Source organism: Mycobacterium malmoense, assembly GCF_019645855.1.
Classification (GTDB): Bacteria; Actinomycetota; Actinomycetes; order Mycobacteriales; family Mycobacteriaceae; genus Mycobacterium; species Mycobacterium malmoense.
On record NZ_CP080999.1, the window covers coordinates 2,873,066 to 2,891,408 of the forward strand.

Annotated in this window: 16 protein-coding genes and 2 pseudogenes; 8 read left to right on the forward strand and 10 right to left on the reverse strand. The window is 62.4% G+C overall.

The annotated features are described in order from the left end of the window. Positions 1 to 285: 285 nt before the first annotated feature. The 3 genes from K3U93_RS13380 to K3U93_RS13390 all read right to left on the reverse strand — a co-directional run bounded on the left by K3U93_RS13380 (position 286) and on the right by K3U93_RS13390 (position 4,344). A complete protein-coding gene (locus K3U93_RS13380; protein ID WP_139797035.1) occupies positions 286 to 3,027 on the reverse strand; it encodes an NACHT domain-containing protein in 2,742 nt (913 codons plus the stop codon). A 671-nt stretch (positions 3,028 to 3,698) separates the two neighbouring features. Next, positions 3,699 to 4,172, reverse strand: coding sequence for a type II toxin-antitoxin system VapC family toxin (locus tag K3U93_RS13385; protein WP_230981213.1), 474 nt, complete (start codon positions 4,170 to 4,172; stop codon positions 3,699 to 3,701). After that, positions 4,111 to 4,344 carry an AbrB/MazE/SpoVT family DNA-binding domain-containing protein gene (locus K3U93_RS13390; protein WP_230981214.1) on the reverse strand — a complete coding sequence of 78 codons (234 nt, stop codon included), beginning with the start codon at positions 4,342 to 4,344 and terminating at the stop codon, positions 4,111 to 4,113. The genes K3U93_RS13385 and K3U93_RS13390 overlap by 62 nt, the downstream gene beginning before the upstream one ends. Before the next feature lie 515 nt (positions 4,345 to 4,859). Here K3U93_RS13390 and K3U93_RS13395 point away from each other — a divergent pair. Further along, entirely contained in the window at positions 4,860 to 5,774 is a 915-nt protein-coding gene (locus tag K3U93_RS13395; RefSeq protein WP_230981217.1) for an SAM-dependent methyltransferase, read from the forward strand. 69 nt (positions 5,775 to 5,843) lie between these two features. Here K3U93_RS13395 and K3U93_RS13400 read toward each other — a convergent pair whose 3' ends face one another. After that, the gene (locus tag K3U93_RS13400) at positions 5,844 to 6,494 is read right to left on the reverse strand and encodes a TetR/AcrR family transcriptional regulator (protein WP_071510324.1); all 651 of its coding nucleotides are present in this window, start codon (positions 6,492 to 6,494) and stop codon (positions 5,844 to 5,846) included. A 525-nt stretch (positions 6,495 to 7,019) separates the two neighbouring features. Between K3U93_RS13400 and K3U93_RS13405 the strand changes: the two genes are divergently transcribed. After that, the gene (locus tag K3U93_RS13405) at positions 7,020 to 7,460 is read left to right on the forward strand and encodes a hypothetical protein (RefSeq protein WP_139797034.1); all 441 of its coding nucleotides are present in this window, start codon (positions 7,020 to 7,022) and stop codon (positions 7,458 to 7,460) included. Between the two features lie 6 nt (positions 7,461 to 7,466). After that, a complete protein-coding gene (locus tag K3U93_RS13410; RefSeq protein ID WP_071512222.1) occupies positions 7,467 to 7,817 on the forward strand; it encodes a DUF5615 family PIN-like protein in 351 nt (116 codons plus the stop codon). A gap of 176 nt (positions 7,818 to 7,993) precedes the next feature. Here the strand turns inward: K3U93_RS13410 and K3U93_RS13415 are convergent, their stop codons facing one another. The 3 genes from K3U93_RS13415 to K3U93_RS13425 form a co-directional block, all read right to left on the reverse strand. Next, positions 7,994 to 8,425 carry a type II toxin-antitoxin system VapC family toxin gene (locus K3U93_RS13415; protein ID WP_083011068.1) on the reverse strand — a complete coding sequence of 144 codons (432 nt, stop codon included), beginning with the start codon at positions 8,423 to 8,425 and terminating at the stop codon, positions 7,994 to 7,996. After that, entirely contained in the window at positions 8,422 to 8,679 is a 258-nt protein-coding gene (locus tag K3U93_RS13420; RefSeq protein WP_083011067.1) for a ribbon-helix-helix domain-containing protein, read from the reverse strand. Before K3U93_RS13420 ends, K3U93_RS13415 begins: the two co-directional genes overlap by 4 nt. A 339-nt stretch (positions 8,680 to 9,018) precedes the next feature. Further along, complete coding sequence (locus tag K3U93_RS13425; protein WP_071512225.1) at positions 9,019 to 9,804, reverse strand: alpha/beta fold hydrolase; 786 nt, start codon at positions 9,802 to 9,804, stop codon at positions 9,019 to 9,021. A 266-nt stretch (positions 9,805 to 10,070) separates the two neighbouring features. On the opposite strand from K3U93_RS13425, the gene K3U93_RS13430 reads away from it, so the two are divergent. From K3U93_RS13430 to K3U93_RS13445, 4 genes and pseudogenes are all read left to right on the forward strand, one after another. Next, positions 10,071 to 11,552, forward strand: a complete 1,482-nt coding sequence (locus K3U93_RS13430; RefSeq protein WP_139797033.1) for a biotin carboxylase — start codon at positions 10,071 to 10,073, stop codon at positions 11,550 to 11,552. Between the two features lie 43 nt (positions 11,553 to 11,595). Next, positions 11,596 to 12,792, forward strand: coding sequence for a serine hydrolase domain-containing protein (locus K3U93_RS13435; protein WP_083011066.1), 1,197 nt, complete (start codon positions 11,596 to 11,598; stop codon positions 12,790 to 12,792). 521 nt (positions 12,793 to 13,313) lie between these two features. Further along, positions 13,314 to 13,562, forward strand: a pseudogene (locus K3U93_RS13440) (type II toxin-antitoxin system antitoxin MazE5); the annotation flags it as partial. Further along, a pseudogene (locus tag K3U93_RS13445) lies at positions 13,559 to 13,863 on the forward strand (type II toxin-antitoxin system PemK/MazF family toxin). The pseudogenes K3U93_RS13440 and K3U93_RS13445, both read left to right, overlap by 4 nt. Before the next feature lie 32 nt (positions 13,864 to 13,895). Here K3U93_RS13445 and K3U93_RS13450 read toward each other — a convergent pair. The 3 genes from K3U93_RS13450 to K3U93_RS13460 form a co-directional block, all read right to left on the reverse strand. Next, positions 13,896 to 14,555 (reverse strand): ATPase, encoded by a 660-nt coding sequence (locus tag K3U93_RS13450; protein ID WP_083011064.1) that lies wholly within the window; start codon positions 14,553 to 14,555, stop codon positions 13,896 to 13,898. Between the two features lie 13 nt (positions 14,556 to 14,568). Further along, positions 14,569 to 14,925: a type II toxin-antitoxin system Phd/YefM family antitoxin gene (locus tag K3U93_RS13455; protein WP_083011063.1), complete on the reverse strand. Its 357-nt coding sequence runs from the start codon at positions 14,923 to 14,925 to the stop codon at positions 14,569 to 14,571. Between the two features lie 146 nt (positions 14,926 to 15,071). Next, positions 15,072 to 15,920: a DUF4436 domain-containing protein gene (locus K3U93_RS13460; protein WP_083011062.1), complete on the reverse strand. Its 849-nt coding sequence runs from the start codon at positions 15,918 to 15,920 to the stop codon at positions 15,072 to 15,074. Between the two features lie 514 nt (positions 15,921 to 16,434). On the opposite strand from K3U93_RS13460, the gene K3U93_RS13465 reads away from it, so the two are divergent. Beyond that, the gene (locus K3U93_RS13465) at positions 16,435 to 18,072 is read left to right on the forward strand and encodes a PPE family protein (RefSeq protein ID WP_083011137.1); all 1,638 of its coding nucleotides are present in this window, start codon (positions 16,435 to 16,437) and stop codon (positions 18,070 to 18,072) included. Positions 18,073 to 18,343 lie beyond the last annotated feature (271 nt).

The window sequence follows — 18,343 nt, forward strand, 5'->3', positions numbered from 1 at the left end:
CATCGCCTCCCTAGCGTGGCCATATGCCCATTCTTTAGGGACAGAACGGGCGCTTCGCTTGCGAGGCGCCCGTTCTGCTGTTTGAACGGTAGCTGTTCGGCCGCCCACGCAGTTCGTCGATGCTCACTGGCTACTCAGCGCAGCGGTCAAGTGAGCGCTAGCACGCGCGCGGCTCTTTCGCGCCTCAAGCGGTCTCGGTCGTAACAGCCGGGGCTTCGGCAAGATTTAAACAGGACTCGAGACGACCTGAACTGCCCTTTTAGGGCGGGGGAGCGGGTTTCCCAATCAGCTCTGTATTGGTGACAGTACGTAACCAATGTGATCGTGCGCGATCGCCTCGGCGAAACAGGCACGTATTTTCGACCTGCGGACAGGGGTGCCGCCGCCGCAACCCTCGACGAGAACCTCTCGAGCTTGTATCAGCGGCCCATTGTCTTCGCTGCCGTCGGTGCTCTTGCGAGCAATCGTCTCGAACCACCGCGGGTCAGAGTCGTCGTGCGCGATGAGTCCCGCGGTGATGAGCTGGGCACGGACCGATTCCATTGTCGAAGCATCGTCATCACCGGCCGCGGCCACCACCACTGCTGCTTCCTGTTCGACGTACGCCGCGAGCCTGTTCGTGGCGCGGACCGCTATCGCATCGGAATCTGCGGCAGCGAGACTGGTCAGAAACGCTCGGGTAGCCCCCGGGTTCTGGTCCGCGAGCAAGGCTTCGATTTCGCGCCACACGGCATCGCTGATACCGGCGGATCGTTCCATGAATGGAACTAGGGCATCGGCGAGTTCGGTGATGTGGCTGCCAATCGGTCCGGTCAGGAGCCGGAGTGCCGTGACGACCAAACCCTGCTCGAATCTTGGTGTGTTGGCGGCAAATCCATCCCGAAGGGCATCGATGGCGAGCGCGGCGCCAGGCATAACGAGCCGATTAACGGCGTTGCTGTGGTCCGCGGTGAGTAACCGGCTGACAACCGCGTCCCGTAGGTAGAGCCTCTCCGAGAAAATATAGCCGGCCCCGAGTAGCCACGTGTGGCGCCAATGAGCCGAAGGAACGAGCAGTTCAAGTTTGTCGGCCGCGTCCTCGCCGGCCATTAGGTATCGGGCGGCAAAGAATTCGGCGAGGCTGCGCACTTCAAACGCAAGGCCGTCCATCCTCGGAACCAACAGCACCAATCGTTGTTGAGCCAGACGCATCATCTGCTCGATGAGCGCATCGCGGTCCGACTTTGGGTGTCCTTCGGATTCAAGGATGTCGCGGGCGATAAGCTCGAATTCTCCTGAAGGAAGCACGGACTCTGCCGTGCCCGCGAGTTCGGCGCCTGCGTGGATCGCAAGACCGCATCGCGCGTGAAGCTGATCAAACTGGGGGCGATGTGCCTCAAGGACGTCCCCGATGCCTGGTGGCTTATTGCACTCTCGTGCGTAGATGGTGTCGTAATAGCTCCGAAAAAGTGCATATCGACTCGCTGGGGCCTGGCGTCGCTGTTCGAGTATCAGGCTCAGGATCGTCACTTGTAGGGGGGACGTCATCAGACGGGCGGTATCTATGGCTTGGGATGCTGTGTGCAGTCGGTCGAGAGTCTGTTCCTGGCGGTCAGCATTGTTGGCGAACCGGCACGCGAGTAGGCGTGCTGCGTAACGCATTGCGTCGCCCGGCTCCAGCGGTGTCAGATGTAGTTCCTCAAAGTCCAGCTCGGGGTCTCGTTCAAAGCCCATCGGCCGCGATGTGCAGACGGTCAAGACATCGGCGCCGACCGCAGCCATCTCGGTGAAGAAGTCTGTGATCCGCGTTGACACATCGTCGCGGTTATCGGCGGCCGCGACTTCGTCCATGCCGTCGAGCACTACGAGCAGAGGCCACGCTGTGACGAGGCGCTTCGTCTCTGGAACGGTGATTGGATCCGAACTGCGGTGGTTGATCAGCTCGACGATATGTTGTAGCAACGTCACTGACTTGGACCGGCTAACCGCGTCAGCGAACGTACTCAGCACAACGCGAACAGGAAGACGGTGCAGTGTCGGGCGGGGCATGCCGGCGGCATCGAGTGCCGCGCGAATCTGGGCAGCCTGCTCGGCTATTTGCTGCGTAACCATTCCGCTTGCAGCTTCAGTGATGAGGGCGACTCGATACAGCTGGCACAGCAGTCGGGAAAGGGTGGACTTGCCCGAGCCGGGACCGCCCAACAGCACGATTCTGTCCCGCTCAGCGGGGTACAGCGCGGGCGTCAAGACCTGGTCACCGCGCTCGATGAGCAGCTTCAACGCTGGCGATGCAGGAGCGTGGCGATGCTCAAACGATGACGGGAGGTCGACGGCAACCTCCGCTAACGCCAGTGGCGAATTGGCGTCGTCGCCCGACTCGCCGAGCTCCACGGTGATGTCGTTCTTGATCGAACGTACAACGTGGCCGACCCAGGCCTGTGCCAAACGCTTGTCAGTCTCAGCGACCTGCTCATAGAGGCGCGCGATCACGTCTCCCGGCAAAACGAGATCGGCGTAACGCCTAGATATCTCGCCGTTGTTGTCCAGCAAGCGGTCCAGATAGTCGGCGTGCCAGACCGCATAGTCTATAAATTCGGGCATCCCGATCTTGCGCTCAGATCCATCGCTGCGCTTCTCGACCCGGTCGCGATAGTTGGCAAATAGCCGCTTGAGTCGGTCCAGACCCCCCGACTCAGCGACGGATGTGAGTGGCACGTTGGTTGCCAGGATTAGGTAGTTCGGCTTGTTCTGGTGACGCTTCTTCTTCGGGTCGATCCACGCGTCAAGCTCAGCGGTGATCTGCTCGAAGAACCAGGCCTGGTCCGCGGTGGTGGTCGTCAAGCGTTCCTTGTACTTTGCCTGAATGACCCCGTAGCCGTTCCACCGGCCCTTCCCCTCCATGTTGATCTCGCCGCGAAAGGTTGCCTCACGGCCGCCATCGGGACCGGCCCCGAAGATCTCGACGCCGTGGCCGAGGTGTGCAAGCGTGAGTGCCTGTACAAGGTGCTCGAATCGCGTGCTTCCCAGACGGGTGAGGTCGTATGTCATAGACATGAAGGTAATTCGATCAAGTAGGGGATTGAACACGGCACGCTCTAGCCGCGGCGAAAGTTGACGTCGACAACGTTGGCGGTTTCGGATCGTGGCAACTTCCGGTCAGCGCGTCGATCATTCGGTGAGGTCGTCGTGTGGCGGTCGGATGGAGGGGTTGCCGAAGGCAGCCACCAGGTTTGTCGGGTCGCCGTTCCAGGGCAGTGCCAGCAGTTGCCGGGTCACGACACCTAGCCGGGGCCGAGCGCGCGCAGCGCTTCAACTCGGAAACGTCCAGGCTGAGATGGCCACGCGGTGTCTGGGTCGCCCAGCTGCAGGCACTCGGTTGTCTGGTTGAGACGCTGAGCGCCGCGACTGACGTTCTCGCACTCTACGATGCGGGGCCGTCGACTGAGCTGTGAATCTGCGATTAGCAGTATCCGGCATCCATCAGATGTCGAGGGAGGTCATGCCCACTAGGCCGCAACCACCGAAAACCCCTTGTGTCCAGGTCTTTTCGAACATCGGCACCGGCTCGGCGGGTGAGTGTCACACAAATGCTGCGTGATTCATCAGATGAAAACGCAGTACTTTACCTGACATAATGTCGCTTATCGGCAGTTAACCACTGCGAGTTACGTTGGGCTAAATAATGATTCGTTGTGCTTCACGGATTTCAGCCTTCATCGTCAAGCCGCTGATAGCAGCTCATAGGTCACACCTAGTACGCGATATGTCGCTTCGGCCCGTCGGTCGCACGTTATGAGCGGCAGCTTGTGCTTGCGGGCAGCCGCGGCCACGAGGCCGTCGTAAAGCGCACCGCCGGCCAAGCCCGCGTCGGCACATTCCCGTAATAAATGCTGGGTATCCGTTGCGGACAGGTAGCGAGACTCCGGAAAATTCGTCTCCTCCAGGCGGAGTGCCACAACCGGGCTGAGGCGCTGCGGCGGCGGCAGCCGCGTGAGTACCGAAAGCAGCTCCACCGCGGCATGGCCCGACATTCCACGGCGGCATGCCAGGAGCCTTGCCCTGGCGGCTCGGTGGAATGGGTTCTCGCGCTGGACCAGTGCAAGTGCCGCGCTGGTGTCAACGAGGACATGGTCAGCGCTGGTCGGCAAGCCGCAACTCCCTGACCGCGTCGGCGTCAAGCTCTGGCCCGCCACTGGGCAGTAGAAGCAGCCCGTCCTCTTCGACTAAGTCGTCGGCTGCCACGCTTTCGATGCGGATAGCAGCCCCGTCGAGGGATATCTCCACCTCACCCGGAACAATTCCCGACTGCTCGCGGAGCGATTTGGGGATCACCAAGCGTCCTGCCGTATCAATGGTAGTGCGCATACCATAAAGCTACCACAGACTATGGTGCTCCTACGTGTTCAGCCAGGCCTCTCAAGTTCTGCAGGGCAACTCGCACCTGTCGAGCACGCACCATTACCAGTTAAGGGTTGCATCAAGTGCAAGGACTCGTACCTTGGTGCGATTGCGACGTTGGCGCAGATGGCAGGCATCGTCACCTCCTGCGCCATCTGCCAGCAGCCGTGTCGACTCTTGACCGTCCTTCGCTGAGCGGCTACGAGCGCACGTGAACCGATGCCGGCCTCGGCTGTTGTGGACAGTCGGCGCTGCGCGCAACTTCCAGCGACCGAGATGAGGACGTACGTACAAGTCCCCGTCGCGGTGATGTGCGCACGGTCACATTGGCACGCTACCCTCGAGCGACCGAACATTTTCAATAAATGTATCGTCGCTATGGGGAATCGGGGAACTGCGATGTATCCGCCAGGCCCCGTGTTACGCAATTGGCCACTCGTTCTAGGAGGGCAACAAATGTCTGTTGTGGCAGGGTTGTAGCGGTGGCGCGGGACGTCGATGGCCAAAGATTCGGCGCACGACGGCATACACGTTCGGCGATAGCGGCCCGAACAGCCCTGGGGGTACTGCAGCTTACTGCAATCGAGCAGCACGAATCCTCACATCGTCGCCTGCTCAGTGACGATCTCGCGGCGCCACTCCTTCCGACGGTTCTGCGATTATCCATCGCACTCACCGCATTCACCCCACTTCGGCGACTGCTGAATCGATCCGCTGAGCGCCGCGGACCCGGATGGGCGATGATCCTGTGCCGTAAGCGCTACATCGATGACCAACTCGCCGCCGTCGCTGACCAGTACGCCCAGATCGTGAACCTCGGTGCAGGCATGGATACCCGCGGCCTGCGGTGGGCATCCCCGAAGCGGTCAGTTTTCGAAGTCGACCAGCCCGTAAACGTTGAGGCGAAGCAGCGCGCCATCGAAAATGCCTTTGGCACGGTGCCGCCGCAGTTGCATTTAATTCCAACAGATTTCGAGAGAGACGCACTACACACCGGACTCATCCGACACGGCTACAACCCCGCGCACAAAACGTTCTTCATTTGGGAAGGCGTAACCCAGTACCTCACCGAAACCGGATTCCACTCCACGTTGGCGTTTCTGGAGGACGCGGCTACGGGCAGTCGGATTGTCCTCACGTACGTACACCGCGACTTCATCGATGGGATCAACACCTTTGGGGCTCGCCAACTTTACGAGCAATATCGTGTCAGACAACAGGTTTGGCTCCTTGGACTGTGCCCCGACGAAATCGAAGCTATCCTCGCCGACCAGGGCTGGCGGGTGATCGAGCATGTTGGCGCCAATGAATATCAACACCGATATGTCGATCCCACTGGGCGGATGCTAGTCGCATCCGGCATTGAACGTGCCGTCTGCGCTGAGAAGACGGCCTAACCGCAGCCACGACTCCTCGAGGATGGACGCCCTGTGGGCAGGTACGGGCCCCCATCAAACTGCATCCAACTAGGCCCGATCAGAGCCTTTAGGTGTCGGCACAAGTGTGGTGTACGGAGCGGCTTTGTGCGCGTTGATCGCGGGGCTAACCCAGTGCCGCAGATAGTCTCGCAGATCCGCGCCCTGCCGAGGGGGCCGTCCTGGATCGATGATGAACGACTGGCCGATTCGCAGCATGTGTTCGGCAATCGAGGTGAGTTTGTCACCACCAAAGCCCACCGATTCCCAGTCCACCGCAGAGCGCTCCAGGATGGAACGGCCAAACGTCAAAGACACATCGGAGGTCACCCCGGCCGAAAACATGCTCGCCCGACCGGGCGTCAAGAGCATGCCCAAGTACTTTTCCTTGGGCAGACTCTCAAGCGTGTATGCGACCCCCTCAACAACAGCCTCAGCCGGATCGCTGATATCGCGCAGGTGCGCGGCGAGGGCTTCCAAGTACGGTCCGATTTCTGAGACCGCGACGGCAATGAGCAATGCCTCGACACTCGGAAAATACCGATAAACCGTGGACCGGGTTACGCCCAACTCGCGCGCGACGTCGGCAACCCGCATCGCCACACCACGCTGGTCAACCGCGATTTTGGCGGCCGCCAAGATACGGTCAACCGCCTCGGCGTCGCTAGCCGGCGTAGCTCCAGACCACCCATGCGTGCGCATCAGCGAGCCAATGCCAACCCAACCATGAAATCAACTTACAGCGACGCCGAACCAAGTCGACGAATGAATGCAGCGTGACGTTAGCGTCGTCGCAACTGCGGCACTGACGACGCCGACATGCTCTATGCCGAGCCCGAAAGCCACAACGTCTCCCCTACACCAGAACTCGCACCTGTCGAGCACGCACCGTTACCAGTTAACTGTTGCGAGTTCCAATGTAAACCCCGGGCATGCTCCAGAGCGTGACGAACGGATGAAGGTTCTAGCGGTGAAATGCCCCATGCGCCTTTATGGATACCTGACATCGCCTCCGGTCATTAAGGGCGCCCAGAGACCTCACTTGATTGCGCAGACGAAGGTCCGGCGAAAACAAGCTCAGGAGGCTCGGACTTTCGACACATCGCAACCGTCCAAGAAAGGCGGGCCCCCGCGGTCGGGCCGTCTATTCGTCACAGTGACGTTTCGGGTTAGAAGCAGGGGCCCCAACACCATACAGTGTAAGTTCTGTACGATAGAATATTGAGGATGGCCACTCAAGACGCCGCGCGAGCCCGCAAGGGGGAACCCTTCAGCGTGCGCTTCACTCTGTCGACAGACCGGACAGTTGAGGAAGAAGCCCGCCGTACACGGCGCTCCAAGAGCGCCGTGGTCGAAGCGTTCACGGAGGAAGCAGTCCGTACCAGACGATTTCCCGGCATTGCATTTCGCGGCGACGACGCTCGGCGGCGGCCATGGGTGATCGGCTCCGGACTCGACATCTGGGAAATCATTCAAATGCTTGAGGACTTCGGATCAATTCAGCGGTTGGTCAAGGAGACCCAGCTCAACGAACGCCAAGTGCGCCTCGCAGTCGCTTACCGCGATGCCTATCCCCAGGAAATCGCCGACGCAATCGACCTAAATCGACGGCCAATTGAAGAGTGGCTGGACCTCTACCCCTTCGTGCAACTCACTTCGCGCTCCTAGACGCCCGTGCGGCTTCTGCTCGACGCCAACCTCTCCCCCCGCGGGATTGCTACCCCGTTGCGCGCCGCCGGGCACGATGTAGTCACGCTCGCCGAAGATCCCACCCTCGAAGGGCTAGACGATCCCGCCGTACTCGAACTTGCCGCGAGCGAGAACCGCGTGCTCATCACCCGCAACAGTCGTGACTTTGCGCCGTTGGCCCGAGAATGGGCAGAGGCACAGCATCCACATGCTGGCATGATCCTCATCTGGACCCTTGATCACAGCCAGTTCAGGAAGATCGTTGAGGGTATCAAACGCTGCATTGACCAATTGCCTAGACAGAACGACTGGGGCAACGTCGTCATTGCATTCTGAACGAGCCGCATGTGCGCTGGACCACCATACGACCAAACCGGCCAACAATCTTCGCCGGAACCTAAGTGGCGTTGACACCGCCGTCCACGCGAACACGTCAACTCGCATCCCAAACCGGCCCAGCAGAGCATTTCGTCACTATGACGCTTTCGCGGCGGGGTGTTGCCGGCGCCATATTACGTCTGCAGCGGGTCGATCCATCGCACACCCGAGAACCGACTGAAATCCACATCGGTGGAACACAGTTCGGCGCCGTGTTCGATCGACAAAGCGGCGAGATGAGCATCGCTCGTCAGATTTCCCGCCGTGCCAAGCGGAGTCAGTATCCCGCGAAGGACGATGGCATGACGATCCGTCGGATGCACGACCGTCACACACGGCTGCTCCAACCATCCGTCAACGACGTCGAACGACTCGTCGACAGTCAGGGGTCGTTCAAACACCGCGGCGCGTGTCGACAGCCTCACAAACCCGATGAGGACGTGCCATGAAAAAGCGACGGTGTCCGAACCCGACAGAGTGTCATCAAGCCAGTCCTTCGCGACCACGTGGCGAGACGACGACTCGTCGATCGCATAGATGAGGATGTTGAGATCGAGCAGCCTCATTTACGTAGCGCAAGCTTACGCAATATCTCTGCATCTTCGTCCGCGGCGACGAGCGTCAACGCCTTGTCGATGTCAAATCCCGTACGCAGTCCCATATCTCTACTCGGTGTGTGATACCTGCGCTGAGTGGGCCCGCCACTCAATCCGCGCCGCACCGCGTCGTTCAACACTGCTTTGAACGACGCCCCCCGCTCGCGCGCTGCGCGCTGCAGCGCGGCGACAACATCGGGATCCAGAGTCACCGTCGTCCGCATGATGTAATCATAGCATCAATATAAGTGCTGTCATGATGCTTAACCAAGGAGCGGACCCAGCAATCGCTGCGGGAGGTCGGTTCGACCTTCCGTGGCAGTCAGCTTCTTAGGCTGCCCCTGCTGGGTACTGTCTGCGGACGTCGCTGCGGTTTACCCCGCAGCAGGCAGAGCGATATCGCGGGGCCCTACACGACATGGTCGCCAAGACACTTGGCGTCGATCCGGCCAGCTTCAAACTGTAGACGTGCCAACGCACGGTCTCCACGAATCACGAAATGCTCTCGTGCATGGTGTTTTACGTGTTCCTGTGGCCTCGCCCCGAGCTGGCGCAGGCTGCCGTCAGCCAATTGTCGCGAGAAAACGTTCGATGTCACCAGCGCAATTGTCGGGCGTTTCGGCGAAGGGAACATGGCCAACGTCGAAGTACACTTGCAGCCCGCATCGCGGAATGGCGCGGTGTGTCGCCAGGTGATTGCGTAAAGGTACGTGTCGGTCCCGGTCGCCGCAGATCAGGATTGACGGCAACTTGACGGCCGCGAGCTGTGGTTGGCATGTGAATGTGCGCATGGATCGAGCCGCACCCTCAATGTGTTCCGGCGACGCACGCTCAATTACCGCCATGAGGTCTTGGAAATCGTTCTCGGACAATGGATGGCGAAATGCTGCACGAGCCAATGCCCGCTGCTGTTCGCCTGTCGGATGGGCAAGTGCCTCGAAGCTGGCCACATCGGGCAAGAAGTCAAGGCCAGTTGTTGATGCGGGCGACAGGAGTACAGCGCCAGCGAATCGGCCTGGCGTGCTGAGTGCGGCACTGAGGATAGCCCCGGCCCCCAAGCTATGGCCGACAACGACCGGTTGCTCGATGTCGAGGACCTCGCAAAGAGCAGTGAGATCAGCACCGTATTCATCGATCGTGCAACGCTTCCAGGTGTCGGCCCCGCCGCTCGCGCCGCAGCCCACTAGGTCAAACGACGTAAAGCGGTACCGGCGCTCGTCGAGCCGCTCGATCAGTGGACGCCATGCCGTGTGATCGTTTTGAAAGCCATGAATGAACACCAGGTCGCGATCACCATGTCCGGTCTGCCAGATAGCGAGATCTGCGCTCCGAATCACGTGGTGTTGCATTGTCGGAACTCTAGTGCTCTCTTGGCGGGTGCGGGTCGGCTACCAGGACGGGGCGGGCAAGCCGGGAGGAGAACAAACTGACCGTTGACAGCCTGAGCATGCGTGGTGACCCGTCAGTGAGGTAGGCGGAAATGCCCCAGATTTACTGAGAAACCCCTCCTGGTCCACACTTGTGCAATGGAGATATGTGAGTTCATCGCCGTCGCGGGGACCGCAGCGTCCCTGCCCCTGCATCGGGCCCAGGCGTCGACGTCACCGCGGCAGGCGTGATCGTGCACGCTGGCGGACCGGAGCCCGAGCCACGCCGCATGCTGAACGGCATCTCGGACGTACGCGCGTTCTTCCACACCAACGCGGTGCCGCTGTACTTCATCTCGCCGACCCCATTCAACCTGCTGGGGATCGACCGCTGGATACGAAACTTCTTCTACCTGACCTACTTTGACTCGTTCGAGGGCACACATTCGCGCGTGTTCGTGCCCCGCCGGCGCGACCGGATTGATTTTGGGTCCATGGGTGATGTGTGCAACCACCTCCTGCGTGATCCCGAGACACTCGAGTTCATCGCGGGCCGAGGGCCCGGTGGCAAGGCCTGCTTCGTGATGATGGACGAGGAGACCCAGGCCCTCGCGCGCCAGGCGGGGCTCGAGGTCATGCACCCTCCCGTCGAGTTGCGCCATCGGCTGGGCTCCAAGATCGTGATGACGCGCCTGGCCGACGAGGCGGGCGTGCCGAGCGTGCCGCACGCGATCGGGCGTGTCGGCTCCTACGACGAGCTGTCGGCGCTCGCGCAGAGCGCCGGGCTGGGCGATGATCTCGTAGTCGTGGCCGCCTATGGAGACGCCGGCAGCGCGGTGTTTTTTGTGCGTGGCCAACGCGACTGGGACGATCATGCCGGTGACCTGGCGGGGCAGGAAGTCAAAGTGATGAAGCGCATTCACAATGTCGAAGTGTGCATCGAGGGCGCCGTGACCCGCCACGGCACCGTGATCGGCCCCGCGATGACGAGTCTCGTCGGTTACCCGGAGCTGACTCCCGGCAAGGGCAGCTGGTGCGGCAATGACATCTGGCGCGGGGTGCTGCGCCCGGACCAGACGCATGCCGCGCGAGAAATGGTGCGGAAGCTGGGCGACATCCTGAGCCGTGAGGGGTATCGAGGTTACTTCGAGGTGGACCTTTTGCACGATCTGGACTCCGACGAGCTCTACCTCGGCGAGGTGAACCCGCGCCTGAGCGGGGCCAGCCCGATGACGAACTTGACCACCGAGGCCTACGCCGACATGCCGCTGTTTCTCTTCCACCTGCTCGAGTACATGGACGTGGAATACGAGCTCGATATCGACGAAATCAACTCGCGCTGGGAGCGCGGCTACGGCGAGGACGAGGTCTGGGGTCAGGTGATCATCACGGAGACATCGCAGGATGTCGAGCTCTTCACCGCGACGCCACGCACCGGTGTGTGGCGCATCGATGACGACGGTCGTGTGTCTTTTGCGCGCCCGGCCAACGACTGGGCCACGCTGCTCGACGGGTCCGAGGCCTTCTACATGCGTGTCGCGGCGCCTGGCGACTTACGCTGCGAGGGCGCCCAACTCGGCGTGCTTGTCACCCGCGGGCACCTGCAGACCGACGACTACCAGCTCACCGAGCGCTGCCGGCGCTGGGTCAAGGGCATCAAGGCGAAGTTCGCCTCAACTCCCCTGGCGCCGGCCACGCCAATCGTCTCGCGCCTCGTCGCACGAGCGTGAGCGGCGGCCGGACGAACTGCTCGACAAACCATCGAGCGCGAGCATGATCGGCGGTGAACCTGGTCGCGTCCCGGCCGGCATCTCACTGGACAACTGGCTGTCGGCGCCCTATTCGCAGTGGTCATTTCAGCACGTCGAAGACTTCGTGCCGACCGCGGTAATCTCGCGCGGGACCGGGCCGGTCGCGGCGTTGCCCGCAGCCAGTGCTCCGGTGGCCGAGATCCCGGTGACCAGCATCGACAGGGTGGCCACCACCGTTGGCGCGGTGATGGCCACCACCGCTACCGACGGGTGGGCCGTCGCCTACCGCGGTTCGATGGTGGCCGAGGAATACCTCGACGGCTTCGGGGCCCAGACCCGGCACCTGCTGTTTTCGGTAAGCAAGTCGCTGGTGGCAGCCGTCGTCGGCGCGCTGCACGGAGCCGGTGCGATCGAGCTTGACGCGCCGGTCACGAAATACGTTCCTGCCCTGACGAATTGCGGCTACGCCGGTGCGACGGTGCGCCAGCTGCTGGACATGAGGTCGGGTATCGACTTCTCAGACGATTACCTTCATCCGACCGCGGAGATTCACGTGCTCGACCAGGCCATCGGGTGGGCACCCAGGAGCAGTCCGGACGTCCCCGCCACGCTGCGTGAGTTCCTGCTGACCTTGCGCCAGAAATCGGCTCACGGCGGCCCCTTCGAATATCGCTCCTGTGAGACCGACGTGCTCGGCTGGATCTGCGAGGTCGCGGGCGGCCAACGGATGCCCGAGCTGATGTCGGACCTGCTGTGGAGCCGCATCGGCGCGCAATGCGACGCCACCATCGGCGTGGACACCGACGGCACCGGACTTTTCGACGGCGGCATCAGCGCCTGTCTTAGCGACATGATCCGGTTCGGGTCGCTGTTCTTACGCGACGGTGTCTCGTTGACCGGCCGGCAAGTGGTGCCGGCGGCGTGGATCGTCGACACCCTCGACGGCGGTCCCGACTCGCGTCAGGCGTTCGCCGCCAGTCCCGGTAACAACCAAATGCCCGGCGGCATGTACCGCAACCAAGTGTGGTTTCCCTATCCGGGCAGCAATGTCGTTCTGTGCCAGGGCATGTGTGGTCAGATGATCTACGTCAACCGCGCCGCGGAGCTGGTCGCCGCCAAGTTGTCCAGCCAGCCGGACTCCGCGGACCCGCAGATGCTGTTAGACACGCTGCACGCATTCGATGCGGTGGCACACGAACTGGCTGGAATGACAGGTTAACCGCGTTAACCCGAGGTTCCGCTGACCGCCGTCCACTAGCCGATTGACCGTTGCGAATACAAGGCGGCTCTCACGTCTTTCTCCGGCACAACCCGGGGCCCTATGAATGGTCGACGGAGGCCTAGGAGTTCGAATCCTGCTCCTGTGCAATCGATTTCCGCCCGATACGTTGTCGACATTAGCTCGACCCAGCGTCGCTAGGCCGATAGCTACCGCTTTGTTACCGTGACGCTTCTCCCCTGGGTTGCAACAAAATCATTTGCTCACAGTGGGTTTCGCCTGCTTGATGGATAAGATTGATCATCCACGAAAGATCGCGGTCCCTGCTGCGGTATCCCAAGGAATTGTCCGCTTCACCAGAGCGTGCTGCGAGGGTTTGAGCCGAACGAGCAACGTCTTTCGCGATTGTGATTGAGTGCCGCCACCCAGGCGACCCGATTACCGTGATATGGCGCTGACATTCGCGATCGCCCTCGGCGAGGTGCTGAAGTCGCAGGCATCGGAATTTGCCCAGGCCGTAGCATAGTAGTGGCATGAATCGCATACGCTTGAGCACTAATGTCGACGCCGAGCTGTTGAGCAGTGCACGCGGCGTGCGGGCGGGGATGAATGACGCAGCCCTGATCGATGAGGCTCTCGGGGCATTGCTTGCTCGTCATCGATCGGCCGAGGTGGATGCGAGCTACGCGGCTTACGACAAGCACCCGGTTGAGGAGCCCGACGAGTGGGGCGACCTAGCGTCGTGGCGGCGGGCGGTTGGAGACTCGTGAGCGCACTTCCGGCACGCGGAGAGGTGTGGTGGCGTCCGGTCGTTGTGCTCTCGCGTGATGCGCCGATCCCTCGGCTTCGCCGCGCACTGGTAGCACCCTGCACCACGACCATCCGGGGCTGGCCAGCGAGGTTGTTCTGGAACCGGGTTCCGACCCGATCCCGCGCCGTTCCGCGGTGAATTTGGACTCAGTCGAAAGCGTCTCGGTCGCGGTATTGATCGATCGGCTTGGCCGCCTAGCCGACACGCGGATGCGCGCGGTCTGCGCGGCCCTCGAGGTCGCGGTCGATTGCTCTGGGTGACACGTCAGCAAAGCCGGATCATGTGTCTCGCTTTACTGGCTACGGCCTGATCTGAGCTTAAGGGCTGCCGCGACAATGGGCTTGGCCCAGTCCGGTGTGCCTGCCAAATCGGGTGGCCCGACGATGCGGCCCCGCTGCATGTGCAGCACCAACACCGGCAGCGGCGCCTGCCCGGCCGCGGGGTCGGCGGTCGCGGAGTTGTCATACACCCGTAGCTCGGTGAGCGCAGATAGTAATTGCACCAGATTCAGCAGGCTGTGGCGGCAGCGGCGGCGGATGTCGGCTTCGGGAATGTCATGCCCACCCGCGCGGACCCGTTGTCGCACCCGCTCGATATGGGCATCGGCACTGGCCAGCCCCATGTAGAAGACCCGGACCTCGATGCCGCATGAGGCGGCCTCGGCCAGCAGTCGCGGCATCGTCGTGCCACCGAGTGTGGTCTCGAGACTGAAATCGAGGCGTTGATGAATCGCCCGTTCCAGCAGCTTTCGGCCCTGCTGCCATGCCGCCGCGTTAGCCTCGGGCTGGCCCAGGCCCGGGTTGGCCGCCATGAGAGCGCGTGCGGCCTCGTCGGGGTTGTAGTACTCACCACCGGCCGCGCGGATCGCCGCGCCGCCGATGCTGCTCTTGCCGGCACCGTTGACGCCCGCCAACACGTACAGCCGCGCCGGTACCGGCGTTTTACGAGCCATTTACCGCGCTGGCTCACCGCCGCCGCGCGGCGCGCGCCGCCTTCACCGCAGCGGCGCCGAGTTCCTCCGGTGTGGCGTCGAATGCCGCAGCGACGCCGGCTTTGGCTTTCGGTGTCTGCATGGTGGCCAACAGCTCGTCGAAACGCTCACTGAGGTCATCGAGTGCCGGTGTGGCTGATTCGACCAGGGCCACGAATTCGGCATACGACAGCAGCACCGCCCTAGGGGTGTCGTGCTTGGTGATCACCACCGCCCCGCCGAGTGCGGCCTGCTCGAAGACCGTGCCGAACTCATTCCTGAGACGGCTAGCGGTCACCGTCGGCGCATCGACTAGCTTGCCGTCGCGGTTGCGGAACGTCACGGTGGACATGAAGCTCCCCTCGTTCGTAACGCTAAACATTCTAGCTATTTTGTCTATTTTGTGTGAACCAGACATTTTATGCCCGGGCAGGCGCGGTTGGCCGCAGGTGATGGACCATCCGGCCAACGGCGTCGCCGCTCCCCCGCGAGGACGGGTCAGGCCGGTTTGTCGGGGTCGGGTCGAAGGTCTCGCCACCAGCAGTAGATGTAGATCAACATCGAGATCCCCAGCACGACGATCACCCAAAGAACCACCGTGACGTCCACCCACCATCCGATGGGCGGGGAGTCGGGAAGCGCATTGCGCAGCGGTACCACGGCGAAAAGCATTGTCCCATACCACGTTGTCATCGGCGGCTGGAATTTTCGTCGACCACGCAACGTCTGGACCGCAACAAACAGGGCCAGGCCGGCGAGCAGGATCAAAACACCGACGACGGCGGCGGCAAACGCCGCGGTGGATGGCGATCGCTGCAACTCCACTCGGTACGGTCCGGAATCGTTGGCGTTGCTGCCGCCAGGAACGTCGACCCTCCAGCCCCGGAGACGGTCGACGAATGTCACCGGTGCCCGCTGCGGTGCCGGCGGAGTGCCGCGGAAGAGTTCGACGGTGATGGGCCCCGAGTGGTAGTCGTCGAACGGCCAATGCGTGACGTCGCCGGTGAGGTTCAGTGGAACCGGAAAAACGCCGGGCAGCATGCCCTTCGACCACGTGTGCTTGGTCGGTGTCACCGCGGACGTCACCACGACACTGAGGTCTTGGGTGAGATCATGGGAGACCGGATCCAGCAGCCCAGGCCCCGGCGCAACCGTGACGTCGGCAATCAACTGGCCGTCGATCGAGTGAACATCCTTGAGATCGATGGTCACCGTGGTCCCGTCGGGCGCCGGGTGACCTTCAGTTACTTGACGAGGCTGGCCCAGCCCGGCGCTGGCATACAGCGAAACCGTGACCAGATACGCCGCAATAAGGACCACGACAGCACCGATACCGGTCGCCCGCACCCATGGCCTTGCACGCAGAAATCCATCCGTCGACAACGATGCCTCCCGCACAAATCGGTTCTTGTCCCAGGGATTGTAAGGACCCGAATGTGGCCGGCGCGTCGAGCACGGCGGTAGCGAATCGGTTCTCGATCGCGGCGTCGCCGAGAGATCAGCACCACCGACGACGGCGCCGCGGTCATCCACGTCAAAGGCACAGGCGGCAAGCAACGCAGCGTCCGGGTCTCGAGTCCAGGTCACCGCAGTGCGGAGGCAATTGACCGGCACAGCCGTAGATACGGTAATAATCAACTAGTGCATCTGTTTCTGCGGTTTATAGTCGCGTAGAATCGTGCCCGCGGGTGCCTACGCGACGGGTGGGTGGGCTTTCGGTCGAAAGTCGAAGGGAGCTTGCGGTGATGCGGCACACCCATGACAATGCTCGGGCGCTCCGATGGCCACGTACGACGGCAGTCGTACCCCAGGCAGTAATGCCGGTTACGGCATTACGATGTCCGAGACCGCTGGCCCGGCCATGACCGCCCCGATCTGGATGGCTTTGCCGCCGGAGGTGCATTCGGCGTTGCTGTCCAGCGGTCTGGGACCCGGCCCGTTGATCGCCGCGGCGGCCGCATGGAACTCGCTGAGCGCCGAATACGCCGCGGTGGCAGACGAACTCACCGCACTACTCGGCGCGGTGCAGGCCCAGGCGTGGGAAGGCCCGAGCGCCGCGCAATACGCGGCCGCGCATGCACCGTACATCGCGTGGCTACTGCAAGCCGGCACCAATAGTGTCGCGATGGCCACCCAGCACGAAACCGCAGCCGCGGCCTACGCGACGGCGCTGGCCGCGATGCCGACGCTTGCGGAGCTGGCCGCCAACCACGCCACCCATGCCGTATTGATGGCGACCAATTTCTTTGGGATCAACACCATCCCGATCGCGCTGAACGAAGCCGACTATGTGCGAATGTGGATTCAGGCCGCCACCACCATGAGCGCCTATCAGGGCACTTCGAACGCGGCGGTGGCCGCCGCTCCGAATACCACACCAGCGCCCCAGATTACGAAGATGGACACGGGGAACATGGCCTCCGGCTCGGGCATGGGCTCCGGCTCAGGGATGGGCGGCATGGGAGGCATGAGCAACATGCCCGGCATGGGCACCACGTTGCCAACGACCCTCGAGCAGTGGCTACAAGCCATCTTTCCCATCAATCCGTTTGGGCCGCCCACGACGCTGAACCCGAGTCTGTCGATGTTCCTCTCGCGCGCCGAAACCATGATTCCCATGTATGCGAACAATCCCGAGCAACTGATCGAGGCCATAGCGCTGCTCGGCACTCAATTCGTCGTTCACCGAACGCTGGTGCTGATCAACATTTTTTACAACTATCCGACGTTGTTGACGGCCCTCCCCACCTTTGTCGCCAACAATCCGGTGTATTCCGTGGGGCTGCTCGTTCCGATGGCGACGACGCCCGTAGCGGCGACAGGCGGATTCAGCGGTCTCGCGGGGCTCGCCGGCCTGGCTACACCGGCGCCTGTTGCGGTCGCAACAACGTCGATTCCCGTCGCGGGGATCCCCAGTGCGCCGGCCATCGGCGCCGCTCCTGCCGTCAGCTCCGCGGTGTCGCCCGCCTCGGGTCCGGTGTCTGCGCCGGCGCCCGGTGCTCCCCCGCCCAGCGGCGCCCCGCCACTGCCGCCGGTCGTGGGCACGGAAGGTGCCATGGGCGCCCAGAATTTCGTCTACCCATACCTGGTGGGTGTGTCGGAGGCCAGTTCGCCGTCGAGCGTCCGCGGCAAAGCTCAAAGGGCGGCATCAGACACAGCCGCCGCTCCGGCAGCTGCGGCGGCGTCGGTCGCGGAGCATCAACGGGCACGGCGACGTCGGAGTGCGGCGCCGAAAGACACTGACAGGGGTTACCGCTACGAATATCTGGATACGGAGTCAGAAACCGGAGCTTCGTCGAACGGTAATGGGCAGGCGACCTCGACGATGGCCTATCAGGGCGTGGGACCGCTGGGCTTTGCCGGCACAGCGGTTAAGCCCGAGAAGCAGCGGGTGGCGGGATTGACCACGCTGACCGGAGATGGGTTCGGCGGCGGACCGAGTGTCCCGATAATGCCCAGCAGCTGGCAGGTCGACCCCGACGAACCCGGCGGCCCGTAACACGGGCCGCCCCCATACTCCGGCACGGCCGACACGCCCATATGAGAATGGACATTCTCATATGGATGTCACGCTCGTCGCGGATCCGCAAGGGCCGGAACGCAATTGCCTGCTCATCCCGATGGCACTGCGGGCGGACAACGCCGAGAAACCGCCCCGTCAGTGGGGTAATATTCGCCGATGTGAGTCAAGGGAGCGGCTCATTCGAACGGCCAGCCGTACAGCAGACACCCGAACTGCCTCCCGGGACTCGCAATAGACGATGCCGTCA

Excerpts from the sequence above, each read along its gene's own strand:
- K3U93_RS13380 (WP_139797035.1), bottom strand. The coding sequence starts at position 3,027 with ATGACATACGACCTCACCCGTCTGGGAAGCACGCGATTCGAGCACCTT.
- K3U93_RS13450 (WP_083011064.1), bottom strand. The coding sequence starts at position 14,555 with ATGGCTCGTAAAACGCCGGTACCGGCGCGGCTGTACGTGTTGGCGGGC.
- K3U93_RS13455 (WP_083011063.1), bottom strand. The coding sequence starts at position 14,925 with ATGTCCACCGTGACGTTCCGCAACCGCGACGGCAAGCTAGTCGATGCG.
- K3U93_RS13405 (WP_139797034.1), top strand. The coding sequence starts at position 7,020 with ATGGCCACTCAAGACGCCGCGCGAGCCCGCAAGGGGGAACCCTTCAGC.
- K3U93_RS13400 (WP_071510324.1), bottom strand. The coding sequence starts at position 6,494 with ATGCGCACGCATGGGTGGTCTGGAGCTACGCCGGCTAGCGACGCCGAG.
- K3U93_RS13415 (WP_083011068.1), bottom strand. The coding sequence starts at position 8,425 with ATGAGGCTGCTCGATCTCAACATCCTCATCTATGCGATCGACGAGTCG.
- K3U93_RS13435 (WP_083011066.1), top strand. The coding sequence starts at position 11,596 with ATGATCGGCGGTGAACCTGGTCGCGTCCCGGCCGGCATCTCACTGGAC.
- K3U93_RS13425 (WP_071512225.1), bottom strand. The coding sequence starts at position 9,804 with ATGCAACACCACGTGATTCGGAGCGCAGATCTCGCTATCTGGCAGACC.
- K3U93_RS13390 (WP_230981214.1), bottom strand. The coding sequence starts at position 4,344 with ATGCGCACTACCATTGATACGGCAGGACGCTTGGTGATCCCCAAATCG.
- K3U93_RS13465 (WP_083011137.1), top strand. The coding sequence starts at position 16,435 with ATGACCGCCCCGATCTGGATGGCTTTGCCGCCGGAGGTGCATTCGGCG.
- K3U93_RS13420 (WP_083011067.1), bottom strand. The coding sequence starts at position 8,679 with ATGCGGACGACGGTGACTCTGGATCCCGATGTTGTCGCCGCGCTGCAG.